22 protein-coding genes are annotated in these 26,336 nt (G+C 69.9%); 10 read left to right on the top strand and 12 right to left on the bottom strand.

The window, feature by feature from the left end:
* The coding region (gene coxB, locus G3573_RS08390) for a cytochrome c oxidase subunit II (protein ID WP_240454586.1) at nt 1-843 on the bottom strand (843 nt) is incomplete at its 3' end.
* 270 nt (nt 844-1,113) lie between these two features.
* Between coxB and tldD the strand changes: the two genes are divergently transcribed.
* From tldD to G3573_RS08370, 4 genes are all read left to right on the top strand, one after another.
* Nucleotides 1,114-2,544 (top strand): metalloprotease TldD, encoded by a 1,431-nt coding sequence (tldD, locus tag G3573_RS08385; RefSeq protein WP_163260636.1) that lies wholly within the window; start codon nt 1,114-1,116, stop codon nt 2,542-2,544.
* A 301-nt stretch (nt 2,545-2,845) separates the two neighbouring features.
* Complete coding sequence (locus G3573_RS08380) at nt 2,846-4,930, top strand: TonB-dependent receptor (RefSeq protein WP_163260635.1); 2,085 nt, start codon at nt 2,846-2,848, stop codon at nt 4,928-4,930.
* 75 nt (nt 4,931-5,005) lie between these two features.
* Nucleotides 5,006-7,099, top strand: coding sequence for a TonB-dependent receptor (locus G3573_RS08375; protein ID WP_163260634.1), 2,094 nt, complete (start codon nt 5,006-5,008; stop codon nt 7,097-7,099).
* 192 nt (nt 7,100-7,291) lie between these two features.
* The gene (locus G3573_RS08370; RefSeq protein ID WP_163260633.1) at nt 7,292-9,370 is read left to right on the top strand and encodes a TonB-dependent receptor; all 2,079 of its coding nucleotides are present in this window, start codon (nt 7,292-7,294) and stop codon (nt 9,368-9,370) included.
* Nucleotides 9,371-9,512: 142 nt separating this feature from the next.
* Here the strand turns inward: G3573_RS08370 and G3573_RS08365 are convergent, their stop codons facing one another.
* The 3 genes from G3573_RS08365 to G3573_RS08355 all read right to left on the bottom strand — a co-directional run bounded on the left by G3573_RS08365 (nt 9,513) and on the right by G3573_RS08355 (nt 13,443).
* Complete coding sequence (locus tag G3573_RS08365) at nt 9,513-11,420, bottom strand: oligopeptide:H+ symporter (protein ID WP_163260632.1); 1,908 nt, start codon at nt 11,418-11,420, stop codon at nt 9,513-9,515.
* Nucleotides 11,421-11,576: 156 nt separating this feature from the next.
* Complete coding sequence (locus G3573_RS08360) at nt 11,577-12,614, bottom strand: NAD(P)-dependent alcohol dehydrogenase (RefSeq protein ID WP_163260631.1); 1,038 nt, start codon at nt 12,612-12,614, stop codon at nt 11,577-11,579.
* 70 nt (nt 12,615-12,684) lie between these two features.
* Nucleotides 12,685-13,443, bottom strand: coding sequence for a DUF72 domain-containing protein (locus tag G3573_RS08355; RefSeq protein WP_163260630.1), 759 nt, complete (start codon nt 13,441-13,443; stop codon nt 12,685-12,687).
* 113 nt (nt 13,444-13,556) lie between these two features.
* Here G3573_RS08355 and G3573_RS08350 point away from each other — a divergent pair, with 113 nt between their 5' ends.
* A complete protein-coding gene (locus G3573_RS08350; RefSeq protein WP_163260629.1) occupies nt 13,557-14,654 on the top strand; it encodes a serine hydrolase domain-containing protein in 1,098 nt (365 codons plus the stop codon).
* On the opposite strand, the gene G3573_RS08345 is transcribed toward G3573_RS08350, so the two are convergent.
* Complete coding sequence (locus G3573_RS08345) at nt 14,651-14,986, bottom strand: GIY-YIG nuclease family protein (protein ID WP_163260628.1); 336 nt, start codon at nt 14,984-14,986, stop codon at nt 14,651-14,653. The two genes, G3573_RS08350 and G3573_RS08345, sit on opposite strands and share 4 nt — an antisense overlap.
* A 101-nt stretch (nt 14,987-15,087) precedes the next feature.
* On the opposite strand from G3573_RS08345, the gene G3573_RS08340 reads away from it, so the two are divergent.
* On the top strand, nt 15,088-15,519 hold the full coding sequence (locus tag G3573_RS08340) for a DUF1330 domain-containing protein (RefSeq protein ID WP_163260627.1): 432 nt from the start codon (nt 15,088-15,090) through the stop codon (nt 15,517-15,519).
* Here G3573_RS08340 and G3573_RS22430 read toward each other — a convergent pair.
* The 4 genes from G3573_RS22430 to G3573_RS08325 all read right to left on the bottom strand — a co-directional run bounded on the left by G3573_RS22430 (nt 15,516) and on the right by G3573_RS08325 (nt 19,061).
* Nucleotides 15,516-16,439 carry a prolyl oligopeptidase family serine peptidase gene (locus tag G3573_RS22430; RefSeq protein ID WP_163260626.1) on the bottom strand — a complete coding sequence of 308 codons (924 nt, stop codon included), beginning with the start codon at nt 16,437-16,439 and terminating at the stop codon, nt 15,516-15,518. The two genes, G3573_RS08340 and G3573_RS22430, sit on opposite strands and share 4 nt — an antisense overlap.
* A 97-nt stretch (nt 16,440-16,536) precedes the next feature.
* Entirely contained in the window at nt 16,537-16,665 is a 129-nt protein-coding gene (locus G3573_RS22425) for a hypothetical protein (protein ID WP_276208700.1), read from the bottom strand.
* Nucleotides 16,666-16,831: 166 nt separating this feature from the next.
* Nucleotides 16,832-18,190, bottom strand: coding sequence for a glutamate--cysteine ligase (locus G3573_RS08330; protein WP_163260625.1), 1,359 nt, complete (start codon nt 18,188-18,190; stop codon nt 16,832-16,834).
* Between the two features lie 115 nt (nt 18,191-18,305).
* Entirely contained in the window at nt 18,306-19,061 is a 756-nt protein-coding gene (locus tag G3573_RS08325) for a 16S rRNA (uracil(1498)-N(3))-methyltransferase (protein ID WP_163260624.1), read from the bottom strand.
* Between the two features lie 42 nt (nt 19,062-19,103).
* Here G3573_RS08325 and G3573_RS08320 point away from each other — a divergent pair, with 42 nt between their 5' ends.
* The 4 genes from G3573_RS08320 to G3573_RS08305 all read left to right on the top strand — a co-directional run bounded on the left by G3573_RS08320 (nt 19,104) and on the right by G3573_RS08305 (nt 23,130).
* Entirely contained in the window at nt 19,104-19,616 is a 513-nt protein-coding gene (locus tag G3573_RS08320) for a hypothetical protein (RefSeq protein WP_163260623.1), read from the top strand.
* Nucleotides 19,616-20,383: a polyphosphate kinase 2 gene (ppk2, locus tag G3573_RS08315; RefSeq protein WP_163260622.1), complete on the top strand. Its 768-nt coding sequence runs from the start codon at nt 19,616-19,618 to the stop codon at nt 20,381-20,383. Before G3573_RS08320 ends, ppk2 begins: the two co-directional genes overlap by 1 nt.
* A 59-nt stretch (nt 20,384-20,442) precedes the next feature.
* The gene (locus G3573_RS08310) at nt 20,443-21,648 is read left to right on the top strand and encodes a winged helix-turn-helix domain-containing protein (protein ID WP_163260621.1); all 1,206 of its coding nucleotides are present in this window, start codon (nt 20,443-20,445) and stop codon (nt 21,646-21,648) included.
* A gap of 84 nt (nt 21,649-21,732) precedes the next feature.
* On the top strand, nt 21,733-23,130 hold the full coding sequence (locus tag G3573_RS08305) for a serine hydrolase (RefSeq protein ID WP_163260620.1): 1,398 nt from the start codon (nt 21,733-21,735) through the stop codon (nt 23,128-23,130).
* A 191-nt stretch (nt 23,131-23,321) separates the two neighbouring features.
* On the opposite strand, the gene G3573_RS08300 is transcribed toward G3573_RS08305, so the two are convergent.
* From G3573_RS08300 to G3573_RS08290, 3 genes are all read right to left on the bottom strand, one after another.
* Entirely contained in the window at nt 23,322-25,106 is a 1,785-nt protein-coding gene (locus G3573_RS08300; RefSeq protein ID WP_163260619.1) for an ABC transporter ATP-binding protein, read from the bottom strand.
* 261 nt (nt 25,107-25,367) lie between these two features.
* On the bottom strand, nt 25,368-25,925 hold the full coding sequence (locus tag G3573_RS08295) for a TetR family transcriptional regulator (protein ID WP_163260618.1): 558 nt from the start codon (nt 25,923-25,925) through the stop codon (nt 25,368-25,370).
* Nucleotides 25,926-26,122: 197 nt separating this feature from the next.
* A partial coding sequence (locus G3573_RS08290) for a pyrroline-5-carboxylate reductase dimerization domain-containing protein (RefSeq protein ID WP_276208699.1) occupies nt 26,123-26,336 on the bottom strand: 214 nt, incomplete at its 5' end.

Raw genomic sequence — 26,336 nt, 5'->3', positions numbered from 1 at the left:
GGCCGGGGCCGCGGCGGGAACGGCGCCGGCGGCGGCGACCTTCGGCGCGGTCGAACCGCCCTTGGAGGCGACCCAGGCGTCGAATTCCGGCTGGGTCACGACCTGGATCTCGATCGGCATGAAGGCGTGGTCGACGCCGCACAGCTCCGAGCACTGGCCGTAGTAGGTGCCGGTCTTCTCAGCCTTGAACCAGGTCTCGTTGATGCGGCCCGGGATGGCGTCGGTCTTCAGACCGAAGGCCGGCATGGCGAACGAGTGGATCACGTCCGAACCGGTGACCAGAACGCGGACCACCTTGTTGACCGGGACGACCATCGGCTCGTCCGCGTCGAGGCGGTAGAGTTCCTTGGTGGTCTTCTCTTCCGGCACCATGGTCGAGGTGATCTCGGCGACGCCCTGGTCCGGGTACTCGTAACCCCAGTACCACTGGTAGCCGGTCACCTTCACGGTCAGGTCGACCTTCGGGGTGTCGTGATACTGGAACAGCAGCCGGAACGAGAAGATGGCGATGACCATCAGGATCAGGACCGGCACGACGGTCCAGATGATCTCGACCAGCGTGTTGTGGCTCCAGCGCGCCGGGGTCGGGTTCGCCTTCTTATTGTAGCGAACGATCACCCACAGCAGCAGGCCGAGCACGACCAGCGTGATCACGGTGATGATCGGCAGCAGGATCGCGTCGTGGAAAAAAATCGCCGAGTGCTTCAGCGGCGAAGCGGCCGGCTGCAGATTGATAGCCCCCGGCGTCGGCTGGCCCAGGCGCTCTTCGGCGAAGGCCGCGCCGGCGGTCAGCATGGCGCCGATCGCGACGGAGGCGCCGGCGGCCAGCTTTCCAATCCCCATTCCCGAAATCTTCATGTCCCTCACGGCCCGCATTAGGTCGGCCAAACTACTAAGGCGTACGGGACGTCTAACGCCCCCAGACTCAGGCCGAACGCAAGCCTCGACGAGGCGAGCGCGGGCGGCCGTGAAGTCGCACCCCTTCAGGGCGCGGGTCATATCGGCTCGACGGCGCCTTGCCAAGCGATTGCGGGCCAAAAGCCTTCAAGGTTTCGCGCGCGAACGAGGGTCCCTATGTTGGCGGCCGTCGCGTCGCCTTCTGGAGCCTTGTCCATGACCGCCTCCGCCGCCGTTCCCTCCCTGCTCGACCAGGCCGAAATCGGGGCCGACAAAGCCCTGACGATTCTGGGCGACGCCCTCAGCGGGGCCGATGACGGCGAGCTCTTCCTGGAGCGCACCGAAAGCGAGTCGCTGGTGTTCGACGACGGCCGGCTGAAGTCGGCCGCCTACGACGCCTCGGAAGGCTTCGGCCTGCGGGTGGTGGCGGGCGAACGCGCCGGCTACGCCCACGCCAACGAGATCACCGAAGCGGCCGTGCGCCGCGCCGCCGATTCGGCGGCCATGGCCAAGCGCGGCTATTCGGGCGTGGCGGCCGAGGCCCCGCGCGCCACCAACCAGAAGCTCTACGGCGAGATGGATCCCCTCGCCTCCCCGGCCTTCTCCGACAAGATCGAGCTGCTGCGCGAGATCGACGCCTACGCCCGCGCCAAGGGCCCGCACGTGGTGCAGGTCTCCGCCTCGATCGCCGGCGAGCGCCGCTCGGTGGAGATCCTGCGCGCCGACGGCCGCCGCGTGCGCGACGTGCGCCCGCTGGTGCGGGTCAACGTGTCGGTCACGGTCGAGCGCGACGGCAAGCGCGAGAGCGCCTACACGGGCGCGGGCGGCCGCACCGGCTTCGAGGCCTGGATCACGCCGGACCGCTGGCGCGACCAGGTCGACGAGGCCCTGCGCCAGGCCATGGTCAATCTGGACGCCGTGCCCTGCCCGGCCGGCGAGATGGACGTGGTGCTCGGGCCCGGCTGGCCGGGCGTGCTGCTGCACGAGGCGGTCGGCCACGGCCTGGAGGGCGACTTCAACCGCAAGGGCACGTCGGCCTTCTCCGGCAAGATCGGCCAGCGGGTGGCCGCGCCGGGCGTGACCATCGTCGACGACGGCACCGTCCCCAACCGCCGCGGCTCGCTGTCGGTCGACGACGAAGGCACGCCCACCAACCGCACCGTGCTGATCGAGGACGGCATTCTGGTCGGCTACATGCACGACCGCATGAGCGCGCGGCTGATGGGCATGGCCCCGACCGGCAACGGCCGGCGCCAGTCCTTCGCCCACATGCCCATGCCGCGCATGACCAACACGCTGATGGAGGGCGGCCGCGACAAGCTGGCCGACATGATCAGCTCCACCAAGCGGGGCCTCTACGCCGTCAACTTCGGCGGCGGCCAGGTGGACATCACCAACGGCAAGTTCGTGTTCCAGTGCACCGAGGCCTACCTGATCGAGGACGGCAAGGTGACCCGCCCGGTGAAGGGCGCGACCCTGATCGGCGACGGCCCCACCGTGCTGACCAAGGTGCAGATGATCGGCGACGACTTCGCCTTCGACCCGGGCGTGGGCGTCTGCGGCAAGGCCGGCCAGGGCGTGCCGGTCGGCATCGGCCAGCCGTCGCTGAAGATCGGCGGCCTGACCGTGGGCGGCACCGCGGTCTGATCCGCGAACATCGTGCCGTGAATCTCGAAGGGGCGCCCGGCCCGGCTGGGCGCCCCTTTTTTGCGTCCGCAGGGCGAGCGCGGCGCGCAGCTAGCCCGAAAATTGTCCGCGGCCGGGTGCGACAAGTCGGCGCCCCCGCGGTGGCGCGCCAAGTCGGAAATTCGACGAAGCCTTGCCGTACAAGCAATTCCTCAGATGTCTCTGAGAAGATTGCACCGATTTAATCAACCTTTCCGGCATTTAATTGGAGCTTCAGTAGCTTCGCTGTTCACCCTGCGGGCGAAAGTTCGAGGGGGACAGTATGAAAACGTCGATGTGGGTGGCCGCCATGGCTATGGCGGTCGCGAGCCAGGCTCACGCACAGGCCACTGAGACGTCAGCCCCCGCCCCGGCCGCCGGCCAAGACGCCGCGCAGGGTGTGATCGCCTACCCGTCGTCCTTCTTCACCGAGGCGCGGCCGAACACGGCGATGGACATGATCACCCGCCTGCCGGGCTTCAGCTTCAACGGCGGCGACAACGTGCGCGGCTTCGGCGGCGCGGCCGGCAACGTGCTGATCGACGGCGAGCGCCCGGCCAGCAAGACCGACAACCTGGAAAGCATCATCCGCCGCATCCCGGCCAGCCAGGTCGAGCGCATCGAGCTGATCCGCGGCGGCGCGCCCGGCATCGACATGCAAGGCCAGACCGTGCTGGTCAACGTCGTGCGCAAGAAGGGCAGCGGCTTCACCGGCCTGATCGGCGTGTCCAACACCCTGACCGAGGACGGTCGCGACCACCTGGCGCTGCGCCTGGAGAGCACCCGCCGCTGGGACGACAAGACCCTCGAGGGCTCGTTCGTGGTGGCGGAGTTCCTCGACGACGGGGCCGGCGACGGCCCGCGCGTCCGCACCGACGCCGACGGCAACGTCCTGCTGCAGTCCTACCCGGACACCGAGGGCGACGGCTGGCAGTCGGTCGGCACCGCCGCCTTCGAGACGCCGCTGGCCGGCGGCAAGCTGCGCGCCAACGTCATGGTCCTGGGCGAAGGCTTCTTCTACGACTCGGTCGACCGCCTGCCCGGCGCCGACGAGATCGAGCACGACGTCCAGGACAAGCTGCAGGGCGAAGTCGGGGTGCGCTACAGCCGCAACCTGGGTCCGCGCACCTCGATCGAGGCGGTGGGCCTGCAGCAGCTCCGCAACATCGACTACGTCTCGAACTTCAACGACGGCTCGCAGCAGCGCTTCGAGCTGGAGCGGCTGTCCGGCGAGAGCGTCGCGCGCGGCGTGCTGCGCTTCAAGCAGTCGGACACGCTGTCCTACGAGGCCGGCGGCGAGGTCGCCTACAACTGGCAGGAAAGCGAGACCTCCTTCTCGGTCGACGGGACGGACATCCCGCTGCCGGCCGCCGACGTGCGCGTCACCGAAAAGCGCGCCGAGGTGTTCGGCGCCGGCACCTGGCGGCCCTCGCCCGTGCTCACCCTGGAGGCCGGCCTGCGGGTCGAGACCTCGACCATCTCGTCCGAGGGCGACGTGGAGCTGGAGAAGACCCTGGTCTTCCCGAAGCCCCGCGCCGTGGCGACCTGGTCGCCCAACGAGAACAACCAGCTGCGCTTCCGCGTCGAACGCGAGGTCGACCAGCTGAACTTCAACGACTTCGTCGCCAACGCCAACCTGGCGACCTCCGGCATCGGCGTGGCCAACCCGGACATCGAGCCGGGCCAGGCCTGGGTGGTCGAGGCCGCCTATGAGCGCCGCTTCTGGAAGGACGGGGCGATCACCCTGACCCTGCGCCACGCCGAGCTGTCGGACGTGATCGACCGCGTGCCCGTCGAAGTGCTGGGCCCCGACGGCCCGGACGCCGACTCCGATCCGGACGTGCTCGACGTGTTCGACGCGCCCGGCAACATCGGCAAGGGCAAGAACGACGAGGTCTCGCTCAGCCTGAACCTGCCGCTGGACCGGCTTGGGATCAAAGGCGGCCTGTTCCGCGGCGACGGCACCTGGCGCGCGTCCGAAGTGGTCGACCCGACCACCGGCGAGACCCGCCGCATCTCCGGCCAGCATCCCTTCGACAGCGAACTGCACTTCAGCCAGGACGTGACCCGGCTGAAGACGACCTGGGGCGTCGACGTCTTCACCAGCTGGCGCGAGCAGTACTTCAAGCTCGACCGGATCGACACCACCGACCTGGGCACCTGGGGCGTGCTCTACGCCGAGTACAAGCCGCGCTCCGACCTGAGCATCCGCGGCGAGCTCGGCAACTTCGGCCGTCGCCCCCTGACCCAGGTCCAGGAGGTCTGGGACGGCCCGCGCGACACCGCCCCGCTCGCTTACCGCGACCGCCGCGACCTGAACTTCGGCCACGTCTTCTACATCCGCGTCCGCAAAACCCTCGGCGGCTGAACCGCCGGGCCCACCACCTCTCACGCCAAGAAACATCAAAAGCCGCCCCAGAGCGGCTCCCACGGGGGACCCAAATTGAAGCGCATCTTCATGCTCGCCGCGCTCGCGGCGGCCGCCGCAGCGCCCGCCTACGCCCAGACCGCGGACGCCGCCGCGCCGGCCGCGACCCAGGGGGTCACGGTCTATCCGCCTGAGTTCTTCACGGAATCCCGTCCGAACTCGGCCTGGGACATGATCAACCGGATCCCGGGCTTCAGCTTCGACAACGGCGCGCAGGTGCGCGGCTACGCCGGCGCCGCCGGCAACGTGCTGATCGACGGCAAGCGTCCGACCAGCAAGGCCGAGGCGCTGAGCGACGTGCTCAGCCGCATCCAGGCGGCCGACGTGGAGCGTATCGAGCTGATCCGTGGCGGCGCCCCCGGCATCGACATGCAGGGCCGCAACGTGATCGCCAACGTGATCCGCAAGAAGGCCGACTCCTTCCAGCAGACCGGCGCGATCGGCAGCCACATCTTCTTCGGCACCGGCAAGATGCTGCCCGCCCTGCGCTACGAGTTCACCCGCCGCAGCGGCGACACCACCATCGAAGGCCAGCTGTCGCGCGGCGTGTCGATGGACGACTCGGTCGGCCACGGCCAGCGCACCTTCCGCGACGGGAGCGGCGCGGTGACCGGCCAGCAGGAAGCCTTCACCGAAGGCGACGGCGGCCCGCTGGGCGCCAAGGCGTCGATCAAGACCCCGCTGTTTGGCGGCGAATTCCGCAGCAACGTCGCCCTGGCCAGCAACGACTTCAAATACGAGGACCACTTCTACACCTCGTCGTCCAAGACCGACGTGGTCGAGAAGTCGATCAACAAGAGCGTCGAGATCGGGGTCAACTACGACCGCCCGCTCAGCGAGCGGCTGTCGCTGGAGACCCTGGCGCTGCAGAAGCTGGGCGACAACACCTACGGCTCCAGCTTCGTGAGCGCGCCCGACAACTCCTACTTCACGTCGGACTCCGAGACCGGCGAGACGATCGTCCGCGGCGTGCTGCGCTTCCAGAAGTCGCCGACCCTGACCTTCGAGGGCGGCGGCGAGGCTGCCTTCAACTTCCGTGAGAGCCAGGTCCGCTACGCCGAGAACGGCGGCGACATCCCCCTGCCCTCGGCCGACGTGCGCGCCGAGGAACGCCGCGGCGAGGTGTTCGCCCAGGCCAACTGGCGTCCGTCCAAGCAGTTCGCCGTCGAGGCCGGCGCCCGGTTCGAGAGCTCGACCATCAGCAGCACGGCCACGGGCCTGGGCGTGACGGTCGAGAAGGAAGAGTCGTTCTTCTATCCGAAGCCCCGGGTGCTCGCGACCTGGTCGCCGAACGAGGAAAACCAGCTGCGCCTGCGGGTCGAACGCGAGGTCGGCCAGCTGAACTTCGGCGACTTCGTCGCCTCCGCCAACCTGTCCAACGGCCTGGGCGGCGGCACCTTCACCTCGGGCAACGCCAGCCTGGTGCCCGACAAGACCTGGGTCTACGAGGCAGCCTACGAGCGCCACTTCTGGGGCGACGGCGCCCTGGTCCTGACCCTGCGCCACCAGCAGATCACCGACGCCATCGACCGCGTGCCGATCGAGCAGTTGGGCCCCGACGGTCCGGACGCCGGCACCGATCCCGACGTGATCGGCGTCTTCGACGGCCCCGGCAACATCGGCGACGGCGTGAACAACTCCATGCAGGTCGACCTCACCCTGCCGCTCGACAAGCTGCGGGTGAAGGGCGGCGAACTGAAGGTGAACTACACGCTGAACGACAGCGAGGTCACCGACCCGACCACCGGCGAGAAGCGTCCGATCTCGGGCCTGCGTCCGCAGTCCACCGAGGTCAACTTCCGCCAGGACCTGCCGGACCTGAAGCTGACCTGGGGCATGGGCTGGTTCGGCGGCTGGGAGGAGACCTACTGGCGCTACAACGAGATCCAGCACCTCGACATCTGGAACTTCTACAGCGCCTTCGTCGAATGGAAGCCGGACGGCAAGACCAGCTTCCTGTTCGAGGTCGACAACCTGGATCCGTTCGAGTTCACCCGCCAGCGCACGGTCTACGACGCGCCGCGCGACACCGGCTCGGTCGCCGGGGTCGAGAGCTTCACCACCCAATCGCAACTGCGCGCCTACGTGCGCGTGCGCCGGACCTTCTGAGCCGCGTCCGAAACGACGCGACCACCTGAAAGGGGCGGCGCCCGAGCGCCGCCCCTTTCTTTTTGCCCGGCGCACGCGCTCAGCGAACCGCGATCGCATATCCGAGCGCGGAACGACTGGCGCCTCCGGTGAAGCTCGGGGCATTACTTGCGCCGAAGTAGCCGGTTGGGGCCGGCTTCGGGGGGATTTCAGTTGAAGCGCACCATTCTGGCCGTGGCCCTCGCCGCGGCCGCGACCCAGGCTCACGCCCAGGCCGCCGACACCCCGTCGGCCGAGGCCGCCCAAGGCGTGATCGCGTTCGAGCCGGCCTACTTCTCCGACGCCCGGCCGAACACGGCCATGGACATGGTCAAGCGGCTGCCGGGCTTCACCTTCGACGCCGGCGACTCGGTGCGCGGCTTCGCCGGCGCGGCCGGCAACGTGCTGATCGACGGCGAACGCCCGGCCAGCAAGCGCGACCGCCTGGACGACCTGCTGACCCGCATTCCCGCCTCGCAGGTGGAGCGCATCGAACTGATCCGCGGCGGCGCGCCCGGCGTGGACATGCAGGGCCAGACCGTGCTGGCCAACGTGATCCGCAAGAAGGGCGCGGGCGCCCGCGGCCTGATCGCGCTGGGCACGCAGTACTATCCGGACGGCCGGGTCACCCCGGCGCTCCGCCTGGAAGGCTCGCGCACCTGGGACGGCAAGCGGCTGGAAGGGTCGCTGCTGGCCTACACCAATGTCGACGACGACGCCGGCGAGGGCCCGCGCGTCCGTTACGGCCCCGGCGGCGCCGAGATCGAGCGCGCCTGGCGCGACGAGACGGCCGGCGCCGACGGCGCGCGGCTGAAGGGCGGCTTCCAGACCCCGCTGGCGGGCGGCAAGCTGAGCGCCAACGCCACTCTGGAGTACGACAGCTGGGGCTGGAGCATGGACGAGGCGCGTACCCTCCCCTCGCCGCAGCTGGCCCTGTCCAGCCAGGACAATGATCAGATCAATGGCGAACTGGGCCTGCAGTACGACCACGCGCTGGGGCCGCGCACCGAACTGCAGACGGTGCTGATCCAGCAGCTGCGCGACAGCGCCTACCTGCTGCACCAGACCGCGCCCGGCGACGTGCGCTTCACCGAGGACGCGCGCGCCGGCGAGAGCATCGCGCGCGGCGTGGTGCGCTTCCGCAAGTCCGACGCCCTGTCGTTCGAGTGGGGCGCAGAGGCGGCCTTCAACTTCCTCGACAGCACGGTGGCCATGACGGTCGGCGGCGCGCCGGTGGACCTCGGCGACGAGAACGTGCGCGTCGAGGAGCTGCGCGGCGAGGGCTTCCTGTCCAGCGCCTGGAAACCCGGCAAGACCCTGACGGTCGAGGCCGGCGCGCGGGTGGAGGTCTCGAAGATCAGCCAGACCAGCTACGGCGGGGCCGAGAGCTCGTTCGTCTATCCCAAGCCGCGCCTGGTCGCCTCCTGGTCGCCGGACGACCGCAACCAGCTGCGCCTGCGGGTCGAGCGCGAAGTCGGCCAGCTCGACTTCGGCGACTTCGTCTCCTCGCTCAGCGCCTCCACCGGCGTCACCAGCGCCGGCGCGCGCGAACTGGCCCCGGAGCAGTCCTGGACCTACGAGGCGGCCTACGAGCGCCGGTTCTGGAAGGACGGCGCGGCGGTGCTGACGCTCCGCCACCAGGCGATCGAGGACGTGGTCGACCGGGTGCCGGTGGCCATCGGCGACGGCGTAGCGCCCGAGCCGGACGAGGTGTTCGACGCGGCCGGCAACCTGGGCGACGGGACCAGCGACCAGGTGCAGGTCAGCCTGACCCTGCCGCTGGAGCGACTGGCGGTGAAGGGCGGCCTGCTGAAGGCGGCGGCGACCTGGAGCTGGTCGTCGGTGAGCGACCCGACCACCGGCGAGGATCGGCGCATCTCCGACCAGCCGCCGCTGACCGGCGAGCTGCACTTCACCCAGGACCTGCCGCTGCACAAGCTGAACTGGGGGATCGACGCCTACCTCGCCAAGGAGTTCACCTCCTTCAACGTCAACGAGGTCCGGACCATCGAGCTGGGGGCCTGGTACACCGCCTTCGTGGAGTACCGGCTGCGGCCGAACCTGTCCCTCCGGCTGGAGGCCCAGAACCTGGACTCGCGCGACTACCGCACCATCCGGCGGGTCTACGACTGCGCCGCCGACGTCTGCCCGACCGGCGCGCGGGCCGGCGGCGCGCTGTCCTACGTCGCCGACCAGGACCTGGACTTCGACCCGTTCGTCTATTTCCGCGTGCGGCGCACCTTCGGCGGCTGAGGCCGAATCCGCGAGCGGCCAATCAAGGGCGGGCGACGGCGACGTCGCCCGCCCTTTTCGTTTGCGCAACGAAAAAGGGCGGCGCTTGCGCGCCGCCCTTCAGCGTTTGCGGGATCGGGGCGGCGGACCGCCCCTTTCGCCCTTAGTGGCCGGCCGGGCCGGAGCCGGCGTCCGCCCCATGGGCCCACTTCTTGATGAAGGGGCTGATCACGAGGAAGGCGACGCCGAAGCCCACGCCCCAGTAGCCGAGCATCTCGAAGACGTTCAGCGACGTCTCCAGCGCCAGCTTCGGGTCCAGCACCTGGCCGCCGACGGTCTCGGTGCCAGCCATGCCGGCGATCCAGCCGCCGACGTACTGGGCGATGGAGCTCGACAGGAACCACACGGCCATCATGAAGGAGACGACCGAGGCCACCGACAGCTTGGTGATCTCCGACAGGCCCACCGGCGACAGGCAGAGCTCGCCGGTCGTGTGCAGCATGTAGAGCAGGCCCAGCATCATCAGCGGCATGCGGAAGGCGTCGCTGACCAGGCCGGTGTTGGCGGCCCACACCATCACCAGGAAGCCGAGGCCGACCTGCAGCAGGCCCAGGCCGAACTTCAGCACCGGGTTCGGATCCTTGTTGCGCCGGCCCAGGAAGGCCCACAGGGCCGCGAAGATCGGGGCGAAGATCAGGATGAAGCCGGCGTTGAACGACTGGGTCTGGGCCGCGGTGATCTGGGAGTCGATCCAGATGCCGGTCGGCGTGAACATGCCGTTCGACAGGGTGATCCCGGCCGCCTTCAGCTGCGCGTCGGTGGCGAAGGTGAGCAGGCCGTTGAACAGCACCATCGGAGCCTGGGTGATGTTCAGGTCGACGTTGCGGTCGGCGAACAGGTTGAGCGAGGTGCCGGCCTGTTCGAACAGGGTGAAGAACACCACCGCGCCGAAGATCAGCACCATGGCCAGCAGCATGCGCTGGCGCTCGATCCAGTTCTTGCAGACGAACATCAGGATGAAGACGATCGCGGCCAGCGAAGCGACGATGCCGGCGCCCAGGGCCATGCCGACCCAGTCGTTGCGCTGGACCAGCAGCCAGACCACGCCCACGCCCAGCAGGCCGAGGATGTAGATCAGGTATTCGCGGTTGATCGGGCCGACCAGCGGCTTCTTCAGCTGTTCCGGGTTCGGCGGTTCGCCCTTGCCCTGCAGCAGCGGCTTGCCGAGCACGAACACGACGTAGCCGGCCAGCATGCCGACGCCGGCCAGGCCGAAGCCCGCCCACCAGCCGACGTTCTGACCCAGGTAGCCGCAGAGCGCCGAGGCCCAGAACGCGCCGAGGTTGATGCCGTAGTAGTAGAGGGTGAAGCCGGAGTCGCGACGCGGGTCGGCCTCGGGATAGAGCTGGCCGACGATGGTGGAGATGTTCGGCTTCAGGAAGCCGACGCCCATGATGATCAGCGACAGCGCCAGGTAGAAGATGTTGACGTAGAGCGGGTCCCGGGTCTCGGTCAGCTTGAACTCGCCCTTGGGCAGCACGCGCGGCAGCGAGGCGTTTTCAGGCAGGCCCTGGATCTCCAGGCCGCCGTCGGGGCTGGCCTTGTACTCGAAGGGCTTGCCGTCGACCACGATGTGCACCTGGCGATCGGCGCCGCGGCCTTCCAGCTGCATCTCGAACTGCTGGCCCGCATAGGTCAGGTGCTGCTTGGCCGGGTCGCCTTCGGCGCCCATCAGCAGGTGGCCGAACACCAGCAGCAGGGCGCCGAACGCCACGGCCTTGCGGGTGCCCAGGAAACGGTCGGCGACGAAGCCGCCCAGCAGCGGCAGCAGGTACACCAGCGAGGTGTAGGAGCCGTACTGGTTGCTCGAGAACTTGTCGTCGAACAGGAAGTGCTGGGTGAGATAGAAAATCAGGATCCCGCGCATGCCGTAGTAGGAGAAGCGCTCCCACATCTCGGCGAAGAACAGGATGATCAGGCCCTTCGGATGGTTCCGTAGGATCTGCATCAGGACGGGGATCCCTGTCACCAGGGTGATCACCAGCCCGACCAGGATGACGATATTATTCATGCGCGACCTTCGCGTTTCCCAAGGCGGCGCAGAGATTTACACCCACGGCCGCCCCCCATAAGCGCGGGATGAGATCACGCACTGTAAGGGTTTACAAGCAAGTACCCTTAAGGCGGGTGCGGCCTTGCGCCAAGCGGCGAGGTGTCGCGCGACCGGTCACATGGCCGACAGGTCGATCACGAAGCGGTAGCGCACGTCGCTCTTCAGCATCCGCTCGTAGGCCTGGTTGATTCCGTCGGGCCGGATGGTCTCGACCTCGGCGGCGATGCCGTGCTCGGCGCAGAAGTCCAGCATCTCCTGGGTCTCGCGGACGCCGCCGATCAGCGAGCCGGCCACGCTGCGCCGCCGCGCGATCAGCGGCAGGGCGTTGACGTGCAGGGCCTCGGTGGTCAGGCCCAGCATCACCATGGTCCCGTCGCGGGCCAGCAGGCCCACGTGCTGGCCGATCTCGTGCGCGGCCGAGACGGTGTTGAGGATCAGGTCGAAGCGGCCGCGCGCGGCGCGCATGGCGTCGCGATCCTTCGAGATCAGGAAGTCGTGCGCCCCGAACCGCTGGGCGTCGGTTTTCTTGCGGTCGGAGGTGGAGATCACCGTCACCTCGCAGCCCAGCGCCACGGCCAGCTGCACCGCCATGTGGCCGAGGCCGCCTAAGCCGATCACCGCCACCCGCGTGCCGCGCCCGGCCTTCCAATGCTTCAGCGGCGACCAGGTGGTGATCCCCGCGCACAAGAGCGGCGCGGCCTTCTCCAGCGGAATGGCGGCCGGGATGGTCAGGACGAAGTCCTGGTCGACGGTGATCTTGGTGGAATAGCCGCCCTGGGTCGGCTGGTCGTGCTTGTCGGTCCCGCCGTAGGTCGGGACCATGTGGTCGCAATACTGCTCCAGGCCTTCCGCGCACTCGTCGCAGTGGCGGCAGGAGTCGACCATGCAGCCCACGCCCACCCGGTCGCCGGGGCGGAAGCGCGTCACGCCCTCGCCCACCTTGGCCACCGTGCCGACGATCTCGTGGCCGGGGACCAGCGGATAGCGCGTGCCGCCCAGGTCGTTCTTCACCAGGTGCACGTCGGAGTGACAGACCCCGCACCAGCGGATGTCGATCAGCACCTCGCCCGGATCCGGCTCGCGCCGCTCGAACGACCACGGCTTGAGCGGGGTCTCGGCGTCGAACGCGGCGTAGCCTTTCACGGGGATCACGGACGGTTCTCCAAGCGTTGCTGTTTGCACGCTACGGGGGAACCGCCCGGCCGCTTACATTAATTTCTCGTCATGCGGGCCGGCCGACCCGCTCGATCAAGGCTTTGGCCGCCGACGGATTGCGCACCTTCGCGCCGGAGATGAAGTAGGCGAACACGTCGCCGCGCTTCGCCCACCCCTCGGCCTGCTTCGCCGCCGCGTCCAGCTCTTCGCCGGTCATGCCGGTCGGCTCGTCCTCGCGGCTGGACATCAGCCGGGCGTAGGTGAAGTCGGCGGTGGGCTGGTCGATGCGCGGCCAGTTCGGCTCCTCGTCGTCGACCGCGTAGACGATGGCCGCGCCGTACTTGGCGGCCAGGTCGTAGAAGGCCTGGGTGTCGAAGCTGGGGTTGCGGACCTCCAGCGCGTGGCGCAGGCGCACCCCGTCCTTCTCCTTGGGCAGCAGCTTCAGGAAGCCCTCGAAGTCCTCGGCGTCGAACTTCTTGGTGCCCATGAACTGCCAGTTGATCGGCCCCAGCTTGTCGCCCAGCGCGGTCAGCCCCTGGGACAGGAAGCGGTCCATCGACTCGCCCATGTCGGCCAGCACCTTGCGGTTGGTGCAGTAGCGGCTGGCCTTCACCGAAAACACGAAGCCGTCGGGCGTCTCGGACGCCCACTTCATCCAGCTGTCGGGCTTGAAGGTGGAGTAGTAGGTGCCGTTGATCTCGATCGAGGTCAGCTGGCGCGACGCGTATTCCAGCTCCCGCTTCTGGGCCAGGCCGTCCGGATAGAACGGCCCCCGCCAGGGCTCGAAGGTCCAGCCGCCGACGCCGACGTAGATCTTGCCGCTCATGATCCGCTCCCGCTGCACGCGCCCCTCATAGACCGGCGTGCGACCAGACCGCCAGCGATTGACAGGCTTCGCGCAGTCGCGACTTTGGCCGGGTCGGTTCGGGGGAAGTCCGTTTGAGTCCGTTGTTTGATCGCCGCGCGCTGCTGGCCGCCGGAGCCAGCCTCGCCTTCGCCGGAAGCGCGCGCGCCAAGGACGGCTCGCCCGAGCTCGTCGAGGCGCTGCGCCGTCGCGTGGCCGACGAGAAACAGGGCACCGGCGCCGCGGTCGGCGTGATCCGCGCCGGCCGGCTCGAGGTGTCCAGCTATGGGCGCTTCAGCCTCGACGATCCGCGCCGGCCCGGCGCCGACACGGTCTTCCAGATCGCGTCCCTGACCAAGATCTTCACCGCCCTGCTGCTGACCGACGCTGTCCGCCGCGGCGAGGTCGCGCTGGACGATCCCCTGTCGAAGCACCTGCCGGGTCCGCCGATCGCGTTCGAGGGCCGGGAAGCCACCCTGCTCGATCTGGCCACCCACACCAGCGGCCTGCCGTTGCGCCCGGCCAGCCGCGTCGACCGCAGCCAGGACGACCCGTACGCCGGCTACTCCGAGGCCGACTTGCACGCCGACCTCGCCCTGGTGCGCCTCACGCGCGCGCCGGGGGCGGCTTTCCAGTATTCCAACTTCGACTACGGCCTGCTGGGCGACGCGCTGGCCCACCGCCTGGGCCGCAGCTACGCCGAGCTGCTGCAGAGCCGCATCCTGGGTCCGCTGGGCATGCACGAGACGACCCTGACGCCCACGGCCGACATGCGCCGGCGCGCGATCCCGGGCTACGACCTCGAGTTCAAGCCGGCCCGTCCGTGGGAGCTCGGCGCGCTGGCGCCGGCCGGCGGCCTGTTCTCCACCCTGCAGGACATGGCGAAGTTCCTGCGGCTGTGGACCGGCGAGGCGAAGACGCCGCTGGCCCAGGCGGCGGCGGCGATGCTGACGACCGACCGTCCCGGCGACGCGCCGGACATCCGCATGGCGATCGGCTGGCGGAGGATCCGCCCGGCCGAGCGCACCCTCTTCTGGAGCAACGGCAACGCCGGCGGCGTGCGCAGCTTCATGGGCTTCGACGTCGAGACCCGCGCCGGCGTGATCGCCTACGTCAACAGGATCTCGGGCCTGGGCGTCGACGACATCGGCGTGCACGTGCTCGACCCCAGCCAGGCGATCGAGACGGCCTAGAGCCGCGCGGCGGCCAGCTTCTCCCGCCAGGCCGCGGAACGCTCCTTCAGCGCGGTGCGGATCATGTAGGCGGAGACGTCGGCGTCCAGCTGCTCCAGCGGCTCGAAGCTGAAGACGTCCTCGCCATGCGCCGTCCACGCCGCCTGCACGTCGCGGTTCATGCAGCTGCCGTGCTTCAGCGAGAACCACAGGCCGTTCTGCTGGGTGGCCAGGTGGCGGCTCTCGCCGACCCAGACCTGGCCGGTGGCGGCGCAGCGGACGGCGAACACGCCGGCGGCGGTCTTGCGCTCCTTGTAGGCCGCGGCGGCGGCCCTTCGATCGGCGGCGTCCATCAGCCCGGCTCCGTGAAGTTCGGCAGGGTTCTACCCGGATGAAACCATTGCAGTCAATTTACCCGGGCGATATTGACGGCAGAAAGCTGTGAGGAACCGCCATGACCGCCGCCACGCCCCACCTCGAACCGACCGAATCCGCCGGACGCGCCCTGTTCACGCGCGGGGTCGCAGGTCCGGTGGTCATGCTGAACCTGATGCGCTTTCGCGCGGTCGCGGACTACGCCGCCACGCCGGAGCTGGCGCCGGCCGCCCCGATCAGCGGCGCCGAAGCCTTCGACCGCTATGTGCGCCACACCCTGCCCTTCCTGAAGGCGAGCGGCGGCGATCTGCTGTTCTACGGCGACGGCGGGCCGTTCCTGATCGGGCCTGCGGACGAGCGCTGGGACGCCGCCATGCTGGTGCGCCAGTCCAGCCTGCAGAGCTTCCTGGCCTTCGCGTCGGACGCCGCCTACCTGGCCGGCATCGGCCACCGCACCGCGGCGCTGGAGGACTCGCGCCTGCTGCCGCTGGTGGAGCGTTCGCCGGTCTAGCCGGCGCTCGCGAACGGCTTGTCGAGCTCGTCTTGGGTGAAGCTCAGGTTCGTCTGCGGACCGGTGTCGGCCAGGACCTTGGCGGCGATCAGGGCGTTGGTCGGGGCCAGCACGCTGAAGTGGTCGCCACCCTTCACCAGGTAGAAGCGCGCCAGGTCGCCGCGGGAGGCCGCCTGCAGGGCGGTCACGGCGCTCGCATTGCCCTGGCCGTCGCCCTCGAACACGAACACGGGCGACCTGATCGAGGCCGTCCAGTAGATCGGCGACCGCAACCGCATGTCGGCGGCCGTGAGCCCGCCCGGCAGGTAGGCGCCGCCGTAGCCGGCGACGTCGTCGGTCGGCCCGAACGAGAACACCGCGCGGAAACGGTCGGAGTACTCCGCGGTCAGCAGCACCAGCGTCCCGCCGGTGCTGTGCCCGCCCAGGTAGATCCGGTTCGGGTCGACGTAATCCAGCTTGGACAGGTAGTCCGCCGCGGCGAGGACGTCGTCGACTTCGCCGTAGAAGCCTTCGCGCCGCCCGGGATTGTCGTTCCCGCCCCGCAGGGAGGGGAACATCATGACGATCCCGGCCTTGCGGTAGGCCGCCGCGGTCTGGTCGTTGCTCGGGTCCGCCTCGTGCCAGAGGTCGTCGATGGTGTTGCTGTCGCCCCCGGTGATCCAGATGATCGCTGGATGCCGGGCTCCGTCGCCCGGCGACGGCGTGACATAGGCGGAGAGCAGCCCGGGCTGGGCGGGATAGCGCACCAGGCTGAAGATCTCGGCCGGCGGAACGGGCGCAGGCGCGCCCGGCGCATGCTCGGCTTCGGCGCGGGCCACCAGTCCGCTCCGGGCCTCGGCCAGCGACACCTCAGCCTCCGGAGCCTTCGGGCCGCAGCCCGCCAAGGTCACCAAAAGCGCCAGAACAGCAACACGCTTCACGCCGAGCCCCCTCGCGTAACGCAGATACGATCAAGCGTCGGCGTATTTCGGGTGCGCGGCGATGTCCAGTGCCGGCGGCGGCCCGGGATCTCCGGGTTCAGCGCTTGGAGATTTCGCGCGGCTTGCGCGCCGGGCGCTGGGTGATGAAGCGGGCGTAGGCCAGCGCGCCCATGAAGGCCGCGAACACGGCCAGGACCAGGATTTCGTACATCGTCGCGTAGGACATCGCCGCAGCTCCCCGCGCCGGTCCGTCCGAACGTGGACGGGCCTCGGCGCACCACCTGCTTAGGCGGCGGCGTCCGAGGCGCACATTCAGGGATTTCCCGTAGGGCTACGCTTGGCGGAGCCGCCCTCGTCCTTCGACAAGCTCAGGACGAGGGCTACTCAGAGGCTCAGTACGCGAACTCGCCGTAGACCTTGGTCACGTCGCCGTTCCAGGCGCCGTGGTAGCGCTCCAGCAGGCGGTCGGCGGCGGTCATGCCGCTCTCGGCGATCTCGTCCAGCTCCGACAGATAGCCGGTCTCGTCGACCAGGCCGGCGTGGAAGCGGGCGCGGCGGCGCAGGCCGTGGCGGGAGATGTCGAGCACGTCCTTGGCGATGTCCTGGACGCTGCGGCCGTTCACCACCGCCTTCAGGCCCAGGCGGGTGACGTCGCGGCGCAGTTGCTCGTGCGCTTCGATCGGCCAGTCCTTCACCAGGTCCCAGGCGGCGGCCTGGGCGTCGGCGTCGTACATGACGCCCGTCCAGAACGCCTGCAGGGCGCAGATGCGGCTCCACGGGCCGGCGTCGGCCCCGCGCATCTCGAGGTAGTTCTTGAGGCGGACTTCCGGGAACAGGGTGGTTAGGTGGTCGGCCCAGTCCTTCAGGGTCGGGCGCTCGCCCGGCAGCTCGGCCAGCTCGCCCTTCATGAAGGCCTCGAAGCTGCGCCCCGACAGGTCGATGTACTTGCCGTCGCGCTTGGCGAAGTACATCGGCACCTTCAGCGCGTAGCGCGCATAGGCCTCGAAGCCGAAGCCCTCCTTGAACACGAAGTCCAGCATGCCGGTGCGGTCCGGATCAGTGTCGGTCCAGACGTTGGCGCGGAAGGTCAGGAAGCCGTTCGGCTTTCCTTCCGTGAACGGAGAATTGGCGAACAGGGCGGTGGCGATCGGCTGCAGGGCCAGGCCGACGCGGAACTTCTCGACCATGTCGGCCTCGGAGCCGAAGTCGAGGTTGGTCTGCACCGTGCAGGTGCGCAGCATCATGTCGAGGCCCAGCGTGCCCTTCTTGGGCATGTAGGCGCGCATGATGTCGTAGCGGCCCTTGGGCATGATCGGCACGTCCTCGCGCCGCCACATCGGGTCGAAGCCCAGGCCGATGAAGCCCAGGCCGATCTCGTCGGCCACCGCCTTCACCTCACGCAGGTGACTGCCGGTCTCGTCGCAGATCTCGTGGATGTCGCTGAGCGGCGCGCCGGACAGTTCGAACTGGCCGCCGGGCTCGAGCGTCACCGACGCCTTGCCGCGCTCCAGCGCGATCACGTGGCCGCCCTCGGACACCGGTGTCCAGCCGAACCGGGTCAGCCCCTGCAGCATGGCGTGGATGCCGTCCGGGCCCTCATAGGCCGGGCGACGGAAGTCCTTCAGCCGGAAGCCGAACTTCTCGTGCTCGGCGCCGATCCGCCATTCGTCCCGCGGCTTGGAACCCTTGGCCAGGTAGGCCACCAGGTCCTCGAAGACCAGCGGGCGGTCGTCCAGCACGACATCGGCCATGAATTCGGACTCCCAGATGGCGAGGAAGCTTCGCGCCTCCGCCGTAATTGCAACAGTCGCCGGTACATGGGCGGAACAGGCGACCGGCTCAAGCCCCTAACGCAGAGCTTGTAGTTCAGTCCCAGTCGCCCAGCGCGGCCTGCCAGAGCGTCAGGGCCGAAATCGCCGCCGTGTCCGCCCTGAGAATACGCGGCCCCAACGTCACCGGCGTGACGAAGGAAAGCTCGCGCAGCCGCGCCCGCTCGGCGGGATCGAAACCGCCTTCCGGCCCGATAAGTATAGCCCAGGACGCGCTTACGTTCCCGCGCAAAGCGTCGAGCGCCGGCTTAGCCCGCCCGGCCGCTCCGCCCCACTCCACCTGCGGGTCGTCGCCAGCCTCGTCGCAGAACATCAGCCGGCGGTTCGCGTCCCAGCCGTCGAGCAGGCGCTCCAGCTTCTCCGGCGCGAGGATCTGCGGCACGTCCAGGCGCTCGGTCTGCTCGGCCGCCTCGGTGGCGATGGCCTGGAGCCGCCCGACATTGGTGTGGTCGGCGTTGGTGCGCCGGGTGGTCACCAGCCGCACGCGCGCGGCGCCCAGCTCGGTCGCCTTCTCGACGATGGTCTCAAGCCGCCCGCGCTTGACCAGGGCGACGACCAGCTCGACGTCGGGCACGGCGGCCTGGGCGCGGGTCTGTTCCTCCACCGCCAGCACGCAGGCGCGCTTGGAGGTCTCGGCCAGCCTGGCCCGCCATTCCCCGTCGCGGCCGTTGAACAGCAACACGGCCTCGCCCGTTTGGAGTCGCATGACGGTCAGGAGGTAGCGCGCCTGGTCGGCCGGAAGCTCGACACGGGCGCCGGCGCTGAGCGAAGGTTCGACGTGAAGACGGATCATCCGCGCGACTTAGCCCTCCGCGTCGATCGAAGGAAGAACGCCATGCTGGACCGACGCCTCGCCCTCGCCGCCCTGGCCGCCGCGCCCCTGCTCTTCGCCGCCGCGCCCGCCGACCCGCTGGTCGGAAACTGGACGCTCGACGCGGCCGCCAGCGACGACGTCGGCGCCGCCGTCGACAAGGCCATCGCCCCGATGAACTTCGCCATCCGTCCGATCGCAAAGAGCCGGCTGATGAAGACCAACCCGGTCTACAAGACCCTCGGCATCACCCTGCCGCCGGGCAAGATCAGCGTCAGCTTCGACGGCTATCCGCCGGCGGTCGGCCCGGCCGACGGCTCGACCGTGAAGTGGAAGCGCCGCGACGGCGAGGTCCTCGACCTCAGCAACCGCATCGCCGGCGGCCAGCTGATCCAGACCTTCGGCGCGCCCGACGGGACCCGCAAGAACGTCTACTCGGTCGGCGCCGACGGGCGCATGACCATGGCCGCCACGGTCACCAGCTCCAAGCTGCCCAAGCCGCTGACCTACAAGCTCGTGTTCCGGAAAGCCGGCTGATGGGGCGCAAGGACGACGAGGCCTACGAGGACGCGCTGGAGCGGCTGCAGGTCGAGCTGGTCCGCACCCACGTCTGGGCTTTGGAGAAGGGCCTGAAGCTGGTCGGCGTGTTCGAGGGCCGCGACGCCGCCGGCAAGGACGGCACCATCAAGCGGATCACCGAATTCCTCTCGGTGCGCTCGACCCGGGTCGTGGCCCTGCCCAAGCCCTCCGACCGCGAGAAGACCCAGTGGTGGTTCCAGCGCTATAGCGAGCAGCTGCCGTCCGACGGCGAGTGGGTGCTCTATAACCGCTCCTGGTACAACCGGGCCGGGGTCGAGCGGGTGATGGGCTTCTGCACGCCCGAGCAGACCGAGCAGTTCCTGCGCGACGCGCCGATCTACGAGCGCATGCTGGTCGAGTCCGGCATCCGGCTGGGCAAGTACTGGCTGGACATCTCGCGCAAGGAGCAGGCCAAGCGCATCGAGGAGCGCCGGGAAGACCCCCTGAAACTCCTGAAGATCAGCCCGCTGGACGGCGTCGCGGTCGAGAAGTTCGACGCCTACACCGCCGCGCGCGACGAGATGCTGATGCGCACCCACACCGCCTACGCCCCGTGGTTCTGCGTGCGCGCCGACGACAAGAAGGCCGCGCGCCTGAACATCATCCGCCACGCCCTGAAGGCGATCGGCTGCCCGAACATCTCCAAGGACATCGAGCCGCCGGATCCGAACGTGGTCTTCACCTTCGAGGCCTCGGCCCTGAGGGACGGGCGGCTGGCGCGGTAGCTAATCCTCCCCCCTCCCCCACCGCTTCGCTCGGGGGAGGATTGCGCTACATCTCCCCAATGACCGTCTCCCTCTCCCGCGCCGAGGCCCGCCGAATCGCGATCGCCGCCCAGGGCCTGGCTGAGCGCCGCCCAGCGGGCGAGCCCGGGCGGGCGCACCTTAAGCGGGTGTTCGAGCGGGTCGGGCTGATCCAGATCGACTCGGTCAACGCGGTGGCGCGCTCGCACTACCTGCCGCCGTTCGCCAGGCTCGGCGCCTATCCGCAGACCCTGCTGGAAGACGCCGCCTGGGGCCGCAGGAAGCAGCTGTTCGAGTACTGGGGCCACGAGGCCTCGCTGATCCCGGTCGAGCTGCAGCCGCTGTTCCGCTGGCGCATGGCCCGCGCCGAGGCCGGTCAGGGCACCTGGGGGAACGTGGCCCGCTTCGGCGCCGAGCGGCGCGACTTCATCGCGGCGGTCGTGCGCGAGATCGAAGGCCGCGGCCCGATCGCGGCGGGCGACCTCAGCGAGGGCGGCAAGGCGGTCGGCGCCTGGTGGGGCTGGAGCGACGGCAAGCGGGCCATGGAGTGGCTGTTCTGGTCCGGCCGCATCACCACCGCCACCCGCCGCGGCTTCGAGCGGGTCTACGACCTGACCGAGCGGGTGCTGCCCGCGGCGGTCGCCAACGCGCCGACGCCCGAGCCGGCCGACGCCCAGCGCGAACTGATCCGCATCGCCGCGCGCGCCATGGGCGTGGCGACCGAGGGCGACCTACGCGACTACTTCCGCATGGACGTCGCCGACGCCCGCGCCCGTATCGCCGAACTGGTCGGGGCCGGCGAACTGGAGCCCGCGACGGTGCAGGGCTGGGGCCGGCCGGCCTTCCTGGCCCCCGACGTGCGGCGGCCGCGCAAGCTGGCGGGCTCCGCCCTGCTCTCGCCCTTCGACTCGCTGGTCTGGCGGCGCGAGCGGGCCGAGCGGCTGTTCGACTTCCGCTACCGGCTGGAGATCTACACCCCGGCCGAGAAGCGCACCCACGGCTACTACGTCCTGCCCTGGCTGCAGGGCGACCGCATCCCCGCCCGGCTGGACCTGAAATCCGACCGCGCCGCGGGCCTGCTGCGGGTGAAGGCCGCGCACGCCGAAGCGGGCGTGAACCCCGACGCCATCGCCTCGGCCCTGGCCGTCGACCTTTCGGCCATGGCGCGCTGGCTGGGGCTGAAGGACGTGGCGCTGGACGGGGGCGAACCGCTGGACGAGGCGCTGCGGCGGACGCCGTTCGAATAGCCCGGGTGGTGCAGGAGGCGGCTTGACCTTCCGGCCCTGGCGAGGCCCGATGCGCCCGTCATCGAGTCCGGGGGCGTACCAACAATGCGGCTTTCCACCTTGGCGCTGTCCAGCGCTGTCATCGCCCTCGTGGCCGGCTCCGCCGCCGCCCAGGAGACCCCGCGCCACTTCGCGGCCCTGGTCGCCGGCTACAAGGCCTCGTTCCTGTGCAGCGGGACCTTCGACGCCGGCCAGAGCGAAGCGCAGATCACCGCCGACGACCTGGGCCTGATCTACCCGGAATACCGCGAGCCGATCGCCAAGCTGCCGGCGACCATCGACCGCGAGGCCAAGACCGTGTCGGTTCCGTTCGCGCCGGACATGCCGCCGCGCATCGCCGCCTTCCGCCCGAACCTGGGCTGCACCACCCTGCCGATCGGGGCCGGCCCCGACGCCATCGCCAAGCTGCCGACCCTGAAGGTCTCCGCGCCGGCCAGCACCGACGGCCTCGCCTGGCCGATGGGCGACCGCGACGCTGTGGCCAAGCTGCCGAAGGCCAAGGCCAAGGCGGTCGACGCCCTGGTCGCCTCGGCCTTCGACCACGCCACCTACGGCCAGGGCTCGGAGACCACCGCGGCCATCGTCGTGAAGGACGGCAAGATCGTCGCCGAGCGCTACCGCGAGGGCTACGACCTGCACACGCCCCAGCGCACCTGGTCGGCCGGCAAGAGCCTGGCCGGCACGCTGATCGGCATCGGCGTGCGCGACGGCCTGCTCAAGGTCGACGAACCGGCCCCGGTGCCCGAATGGCGCAAGCCCGCCGACCCGCGCGGCCAGATCACCCTGGCCAACCTGCTGCACATGGGCAGCGGCCTGTACGCCGAGAAGGCCGGCAACCGCACCGACCAGATCTACGTCGGCGGCGCGACCGTGGCCGAAAAGGCCGCGGCCCAGCCGCTGGAGGCGGCGCCCGGCACGCGCTGGCAGTACGCCAACGACGACACCCTGCTGGCCCTGCGCGCGCTGCGGAGCGCCGTCGGCGACGACGACCGTTACCTGGCCTTCCCGTTCCAGGAGCTGTTCTGGAAGATCGGCATGCGCCGCACCTATCCGGAGACCGACTGGAACGGCGACTTCATCATGTCGAGCCAGGTGTGGACCACCGCGCGCGACCTGGCCCGCTTCGGCCTGCTCTACCAGAACGACGGCGTGTGGAACGGCGAGCGGATCATCCCGTCGGAGTGGGTGAAGTACGTCGCCACCCCCGCCCCGGCCCAGCCGGACAAGGGCCCGGGCTACGGCGCCCAGTTCTGGATCTTCGGTCCCAAGGACGGCCTGCCGGAAGGCACCTACGCGGCCCGCGGCAACCGCGGCCAGTACGTCTTCATCGTGCCGTCGAAGAAGCTGGTGGTCGTGCGCCGCGGCTTCGACGCCGTCGGCCCCGGCGGCGAGCAGTTCGACGTGGCGCGCTTCACCAAGGACGTGATCGCGGCGGTGGAGTGATCTCGCTCCTCCCCTGCGAAGCGGGGGAGGGGGACCATGCGAAGCATGGTGGAGGGGGCGAACCGGTTCGCTCCCTCATGAACTCCAAGCGTTGATCAAAGTCAGACGAAGGCGAGCGCGGCTCGCCCCCTCCACCGCCTTCGGCGGTCCCCCTCCCCCGCTCCGCTAACGCTTCGCAGGGGAGGAGAGATTTACCCCACCCCTTCCGCCACCGCGTTCAGCCGCGCGTAGGTCCCGCCCTGGGCGACCAGCTCGCCGTGTCGGCCTTCCTCGACCACCCGGCCGCCCGAGAACACCAGGATGCGGTCGGCGCCCCTGATGGTCGACAGGCGGTGGGCGATGACGATGGTGGTGCGCCCGGCCATCAGGGCCTCGGTCGCGGCCTGCACCTCGCGCTCGGTCTCCACGTCCAACGACGAGGTGGCTTCGTCCAGCACCAGGATCGGCGCGTCGGTCAGGAAGGCCCGGGCGATGGCCACGCGCTGGCGCTCGCCGCCCGACAGCTTCACGCCGCGCTCGCCGACCAGGGTGTCGTAGCCCTTGGGCAGGCGCATGACGAAGTCGTGGGCGCGGGCCCGTTTCGCCGCCTCGACGATATCCTCCGGCGAGGCGTCCGGCCGGCCATAGGCGATGTTCTCGGCGATGGTGCGGTGGAACAGGGCCGGGTCCTGCGGCACCACGGCGATGGCCTGACGCAAGGACGCCTGGGTCACGGCCGAGACGTCCTGGCCGTCGATCAGAACGCGGCCGTCCTCCAGGTCGTAGAGCCGCTGGATCAGCTTCACGAATGTCGACTTGCCCGAGCCGGTCGGCCCGACCAGGGCGACGCGCTCGCCCGGCGCGATGCGGAGCGAGAAGTCCTCGTAGACCGGCTTGGGCTGGCTCTTGTAGCGGAAGGTGACGTGGTCGAAGGCGATCTCGCCCCGGTGCGAGCGGAAGGCCGGCGCGCCGGCGCGGTCGGCCACCTGCGGGTCCTGCCGATGATAGGCGGCCACGTCGGCCAGGTCGTCGATGCCCTTCTGCAGCATGCGCACCATGTCGCCGAAGTTGCGCAGATAGCCCGCCATCAGCATGAACGAGGTCACCGCGAAAGCGACGTCGCCGGCCTCGGACCGGCCGGCCGCCCAGCCGCGCACCATCACCGCGGTCAGCGACGCCTGCAGCATCAGCAGCAGGACGTTCATCACCAGGCCGTTGTCGGCGAAGCGGTTCCAGGTGCGGATGGTGGCCGCGCGCCAGGCGCTGGTGGTCTGGCCGAAGCGGGCCGCCTCGCGCTGTTCGGCGCCGAAGCTCTTCACCACCGCCACCCCGCCGACGGCGTCGGCCAGGGCCCCGCCGATCTTCGAATCCAGCGCGTTGGATTTCAGGTTGGCGGGCCGGATCCACTTGGTGGTGATCAGCACGCTGGCGGCCATGTAGACCATCACGATCCCGAGGCTCACCGCCCCGGCCAGCGGGTCGCGCGCGAACATCGAGATCGACAGGCCGAACAGCACGATCAGCGCCGGCCCCAGCATCAGGATCAGCACGTCGGAGACGCTGTCGTAGCCCCACATGGCGCGGCTGACCTTGCGCACAGTCGAGCCCGCGAAGGTGTCGGCGTGCCAGTCGGAGGAGAAGCCCTGCACTTTGGAGAAGGCCTCGTTGGTCATCTCCTCCATGTTCTTCGCCGCGAACGGGTTCATGGTGCGGAAGCCGCCCTGCCTCAGGCCGTAGAACAGGGCGTAGATCCCGGTCAGGGTCGCCCATGCGCCCCAGGCCACCTCAGGCCGGCGCACAGGATCGGAGACCACGTCGACCAGGTGACCGGCCGCCCACGGGATCGACAGGTCGCAGGCGGTCGCCGCCAGCATGAAGGTCAGGATCAGGGCGAACTGCTTCGGCCGGCGCATCCACTGCCGCCAGACGAAGGCCAGCACCTGGCCGTTGGAAAGGGCGCGCTTGGGCGCGCCGTCGATGTCGGTGTCGTCGGTCATTCGGGCCGCGACATAGGTGGCGGCGGGGCGGATTGCGAGGCCACGATCCTTCTCCCCTTGTGGGAGAAGGAGGGGACCCGCGCGCCGGAGCGGAACGCGGAGGCCTGCGCGGGAGGATGAGGGGTCGCACCGCCCTAGGCCGCTGGCGCCGAAACGAACGCGGGCCGGCGTCGCGTGCCCCCTCATCCTCCCGCGCGGACCTTCGGGCTGACGCCCTCCGGTGCGCGGGCTCCGTCCTTCTCCCACAAGGGGAGAAGGAGATTAAAACCCCGCCCCCACCCGCTTCAGGCCGTCGTTCATCTGGCGCAGGCGCTTGTCGATCTCGGCCATGGTGCGGTTCAGCGCGCCCCCGTCGTCGCGCCAGACCTGCAGCACCCGCGCCCACACCGCCGTCATGGCCGCCAGGCGCGCCGCGCCGCGCGTCCCCGAGGCGTCGATGCCCGCCCCTTCCAGCAGCGCCCGCGCCGTACGCGGGGTGCGCAGCGCCGCGGCGGCCACGCCTTCAGCGCCGACGATGGCGATCAGGGCGGCGCGGTGCGGCTCCATCGCCTCCAGCCTGCGCATCAGCGCGTCGAACAGCCGGTCGTGGGCCGTGGCCTCCTCGTCGTGCCCGTTCTTCAGCGCCGCCAGGTCGAACCGGCGGGCCAGCCAGTCGACCACCACCGCCTTGCTGGAGGCGCGCACGTAGAGCTCGGCGAAGGGAATGTCGGCCTTCTTGGCCACGTCCTTGAGCGCCACCTCGCCCCACGGCCGCTCGGCCGCCAGAGCGAGCGCGGCGGCGGCGGCGCGGTCCAGAAGGTCGTCGGCGGGTTCGGTCATGGGGCCAATGTAGCCCCTTCTCCCGGCGGGAGAAGGACGGGCCCCGCGCACCGGAGCGCAGCGGAGGTCCGCGCGGGAGGATGAGGGGTTACGAGCGGCCGTAAGGTCGCGCCCCGTCCTGCGCCCTCCGTGCCCCTCACCCTCCCACGCCGCCTGCGCGGCGCGGGCCCCTCCCTCTCCCGACAGGGAGAGGGAGATCAGCCCGCCAGCTCCTGCGCCCGCTTCACCGCCGCGGCCACGGCGTCGCGCAGCAGCGGCTCCAGCCCGCCCTCGCCGGTCAGCACGCCCAGGGCCGCACGCGTGGTGCCGCCGGGCGAGGCGACCTGGGCGATCAGGTCGGCCGGCTCGGCGCCGCTCTCGGCCATCAGGGCCGCCGCGCTGGCGATGGTGCCGCGCGCCAGCGTGCGGGCC

The sequence above is a fragment of the Caulobacter sp. 17J65-9 genome (assembly GCF_010975005.1).
In the GTDB taxonomy this organism is placed as follows: Bacteria; Pseudomonadota; Alphaproteobacteria; order Caulobacterales; family Caulobacteraceae; genus 17J80-11.
The sequence above is the reverse complement of the archived record's forward strand: the minus strand, read 5'-3'. Positions and strand labels throughout refer to the sequence as shown.

What these genes read in the sequence shown, in the direction of transcription:
- tldD (WP_163260636.1), top strand. Translation starts at nt 1,114, where the DNA reads ATGACCGCCTCCGCCGCCGTTCCCTCCCTGCTCGACCAGGCCGAAATC.
- G3573_RS08380 (WP_163260635.1), top strand. Translation starts at nt 2,846, where the DNA reads ATGAAAACGTCGATGTGGGTGGCCGCCATGGCTATGGCGGTCGCGAGC.
- G3573_RS08365 (WP_163260632.1), bottom strand. Translation starts at nt 11,420, where the DNA reads ATGAATAATATCGTCATCCTGGTCGGGCTGGTGATCACCCTGGTGACA.
- G3573_RS08355 (WP_163260630.1), bottom strand. Translation starts at nt 13,443, where the DNA reads ATGAGCGGCAAGATCTACGTCGGCGTCGGCGGCTGGACCTTCGAGCCC.
- G3573_RS08345 (WP_163260628.1), bottom strand. Translation starts at nt 14,986, where the DNA reads ATGGACGCCGCCGATCGAAGGGCCGCCGCCGCGGCCTACAAGGAGCGC.
- G3573_RS08340 (WP_163260627.1), top strand. Translation starts at nt 15,088, where the DNA reads ATGACCGCCGCCACGCCCCACCTCGAACCGACCGAATCCGCCGGACGC.
- G3573_RS22425 (WP_276208700.1), bottom strand. Translation starts at nt 16,665, where the DNA reads ATGTCCTACGCGACGATGTACGAAATCCTGGTCCTGGCCGTGTTCGCG.
- G3573_RS08330 (WP_163260625.1), bottom strand. Translation starts at nt 18,190, where the DNA reads ATGGCCGATGTCGTGCTGGACGACCGCCCGCTGGTCTTCGAGGACCTG.
- G3573_RS08325 (WP_163260624.1), bottom strand. Translation starts at nt 19,061, where the DNA reads ATGATCCGTCTTCACGTCGAACCTTCGCTCAGCGCCGGCGCCCGTGTC.
- G3573_RS08320 (WP_163260623.1), top strand. Translation starts at nt 19,104, where the DNA reads ATGCTGGACCGACGCCTCGCCCTCGCCGCCCTGGCCGCCGCGCCCCTG.
- ppk2 (WP_163260622.1), top strand. Translation starts at nt 19,616, where the DNA reads ATGGGGCGCAAGGACGACGAGGCCTACGAGGACGCGCTGGAGCGGCTG.
- G3573_RS08310 (WP_163260621.1), top strand. Translation starts at nt 20,443, where the DNA reads ATGACCGTCTCCCTCTCCCGCGCCGAGGCCCGCCGAATCGCGATCGCC.
- G3573_RS08305 (WP_163260620.1), top strand. Translation starts at nt 21,733, where the DNA reads ATGCGGCTTTCCACCTTGGCGCTGTCCAGCGCTGTCATCGCCCTCGTG.
- G3573_RS08300 (WP_163260619.1), bottom strand. Translation starts at nt 25,106, where the DNA reads ATGACCGACGACACCGACATCGACGGCGCGCCCAAGCGCGCCCTTTCC.
- G3573_RS08295 (WP_163260618.1), bottom strand. Translation starts at nt 25,925, where the DNA reads ATGACCGAACCCGCCGACGACCTTCTGGACCGCGCCGCCGCCGCCGCG.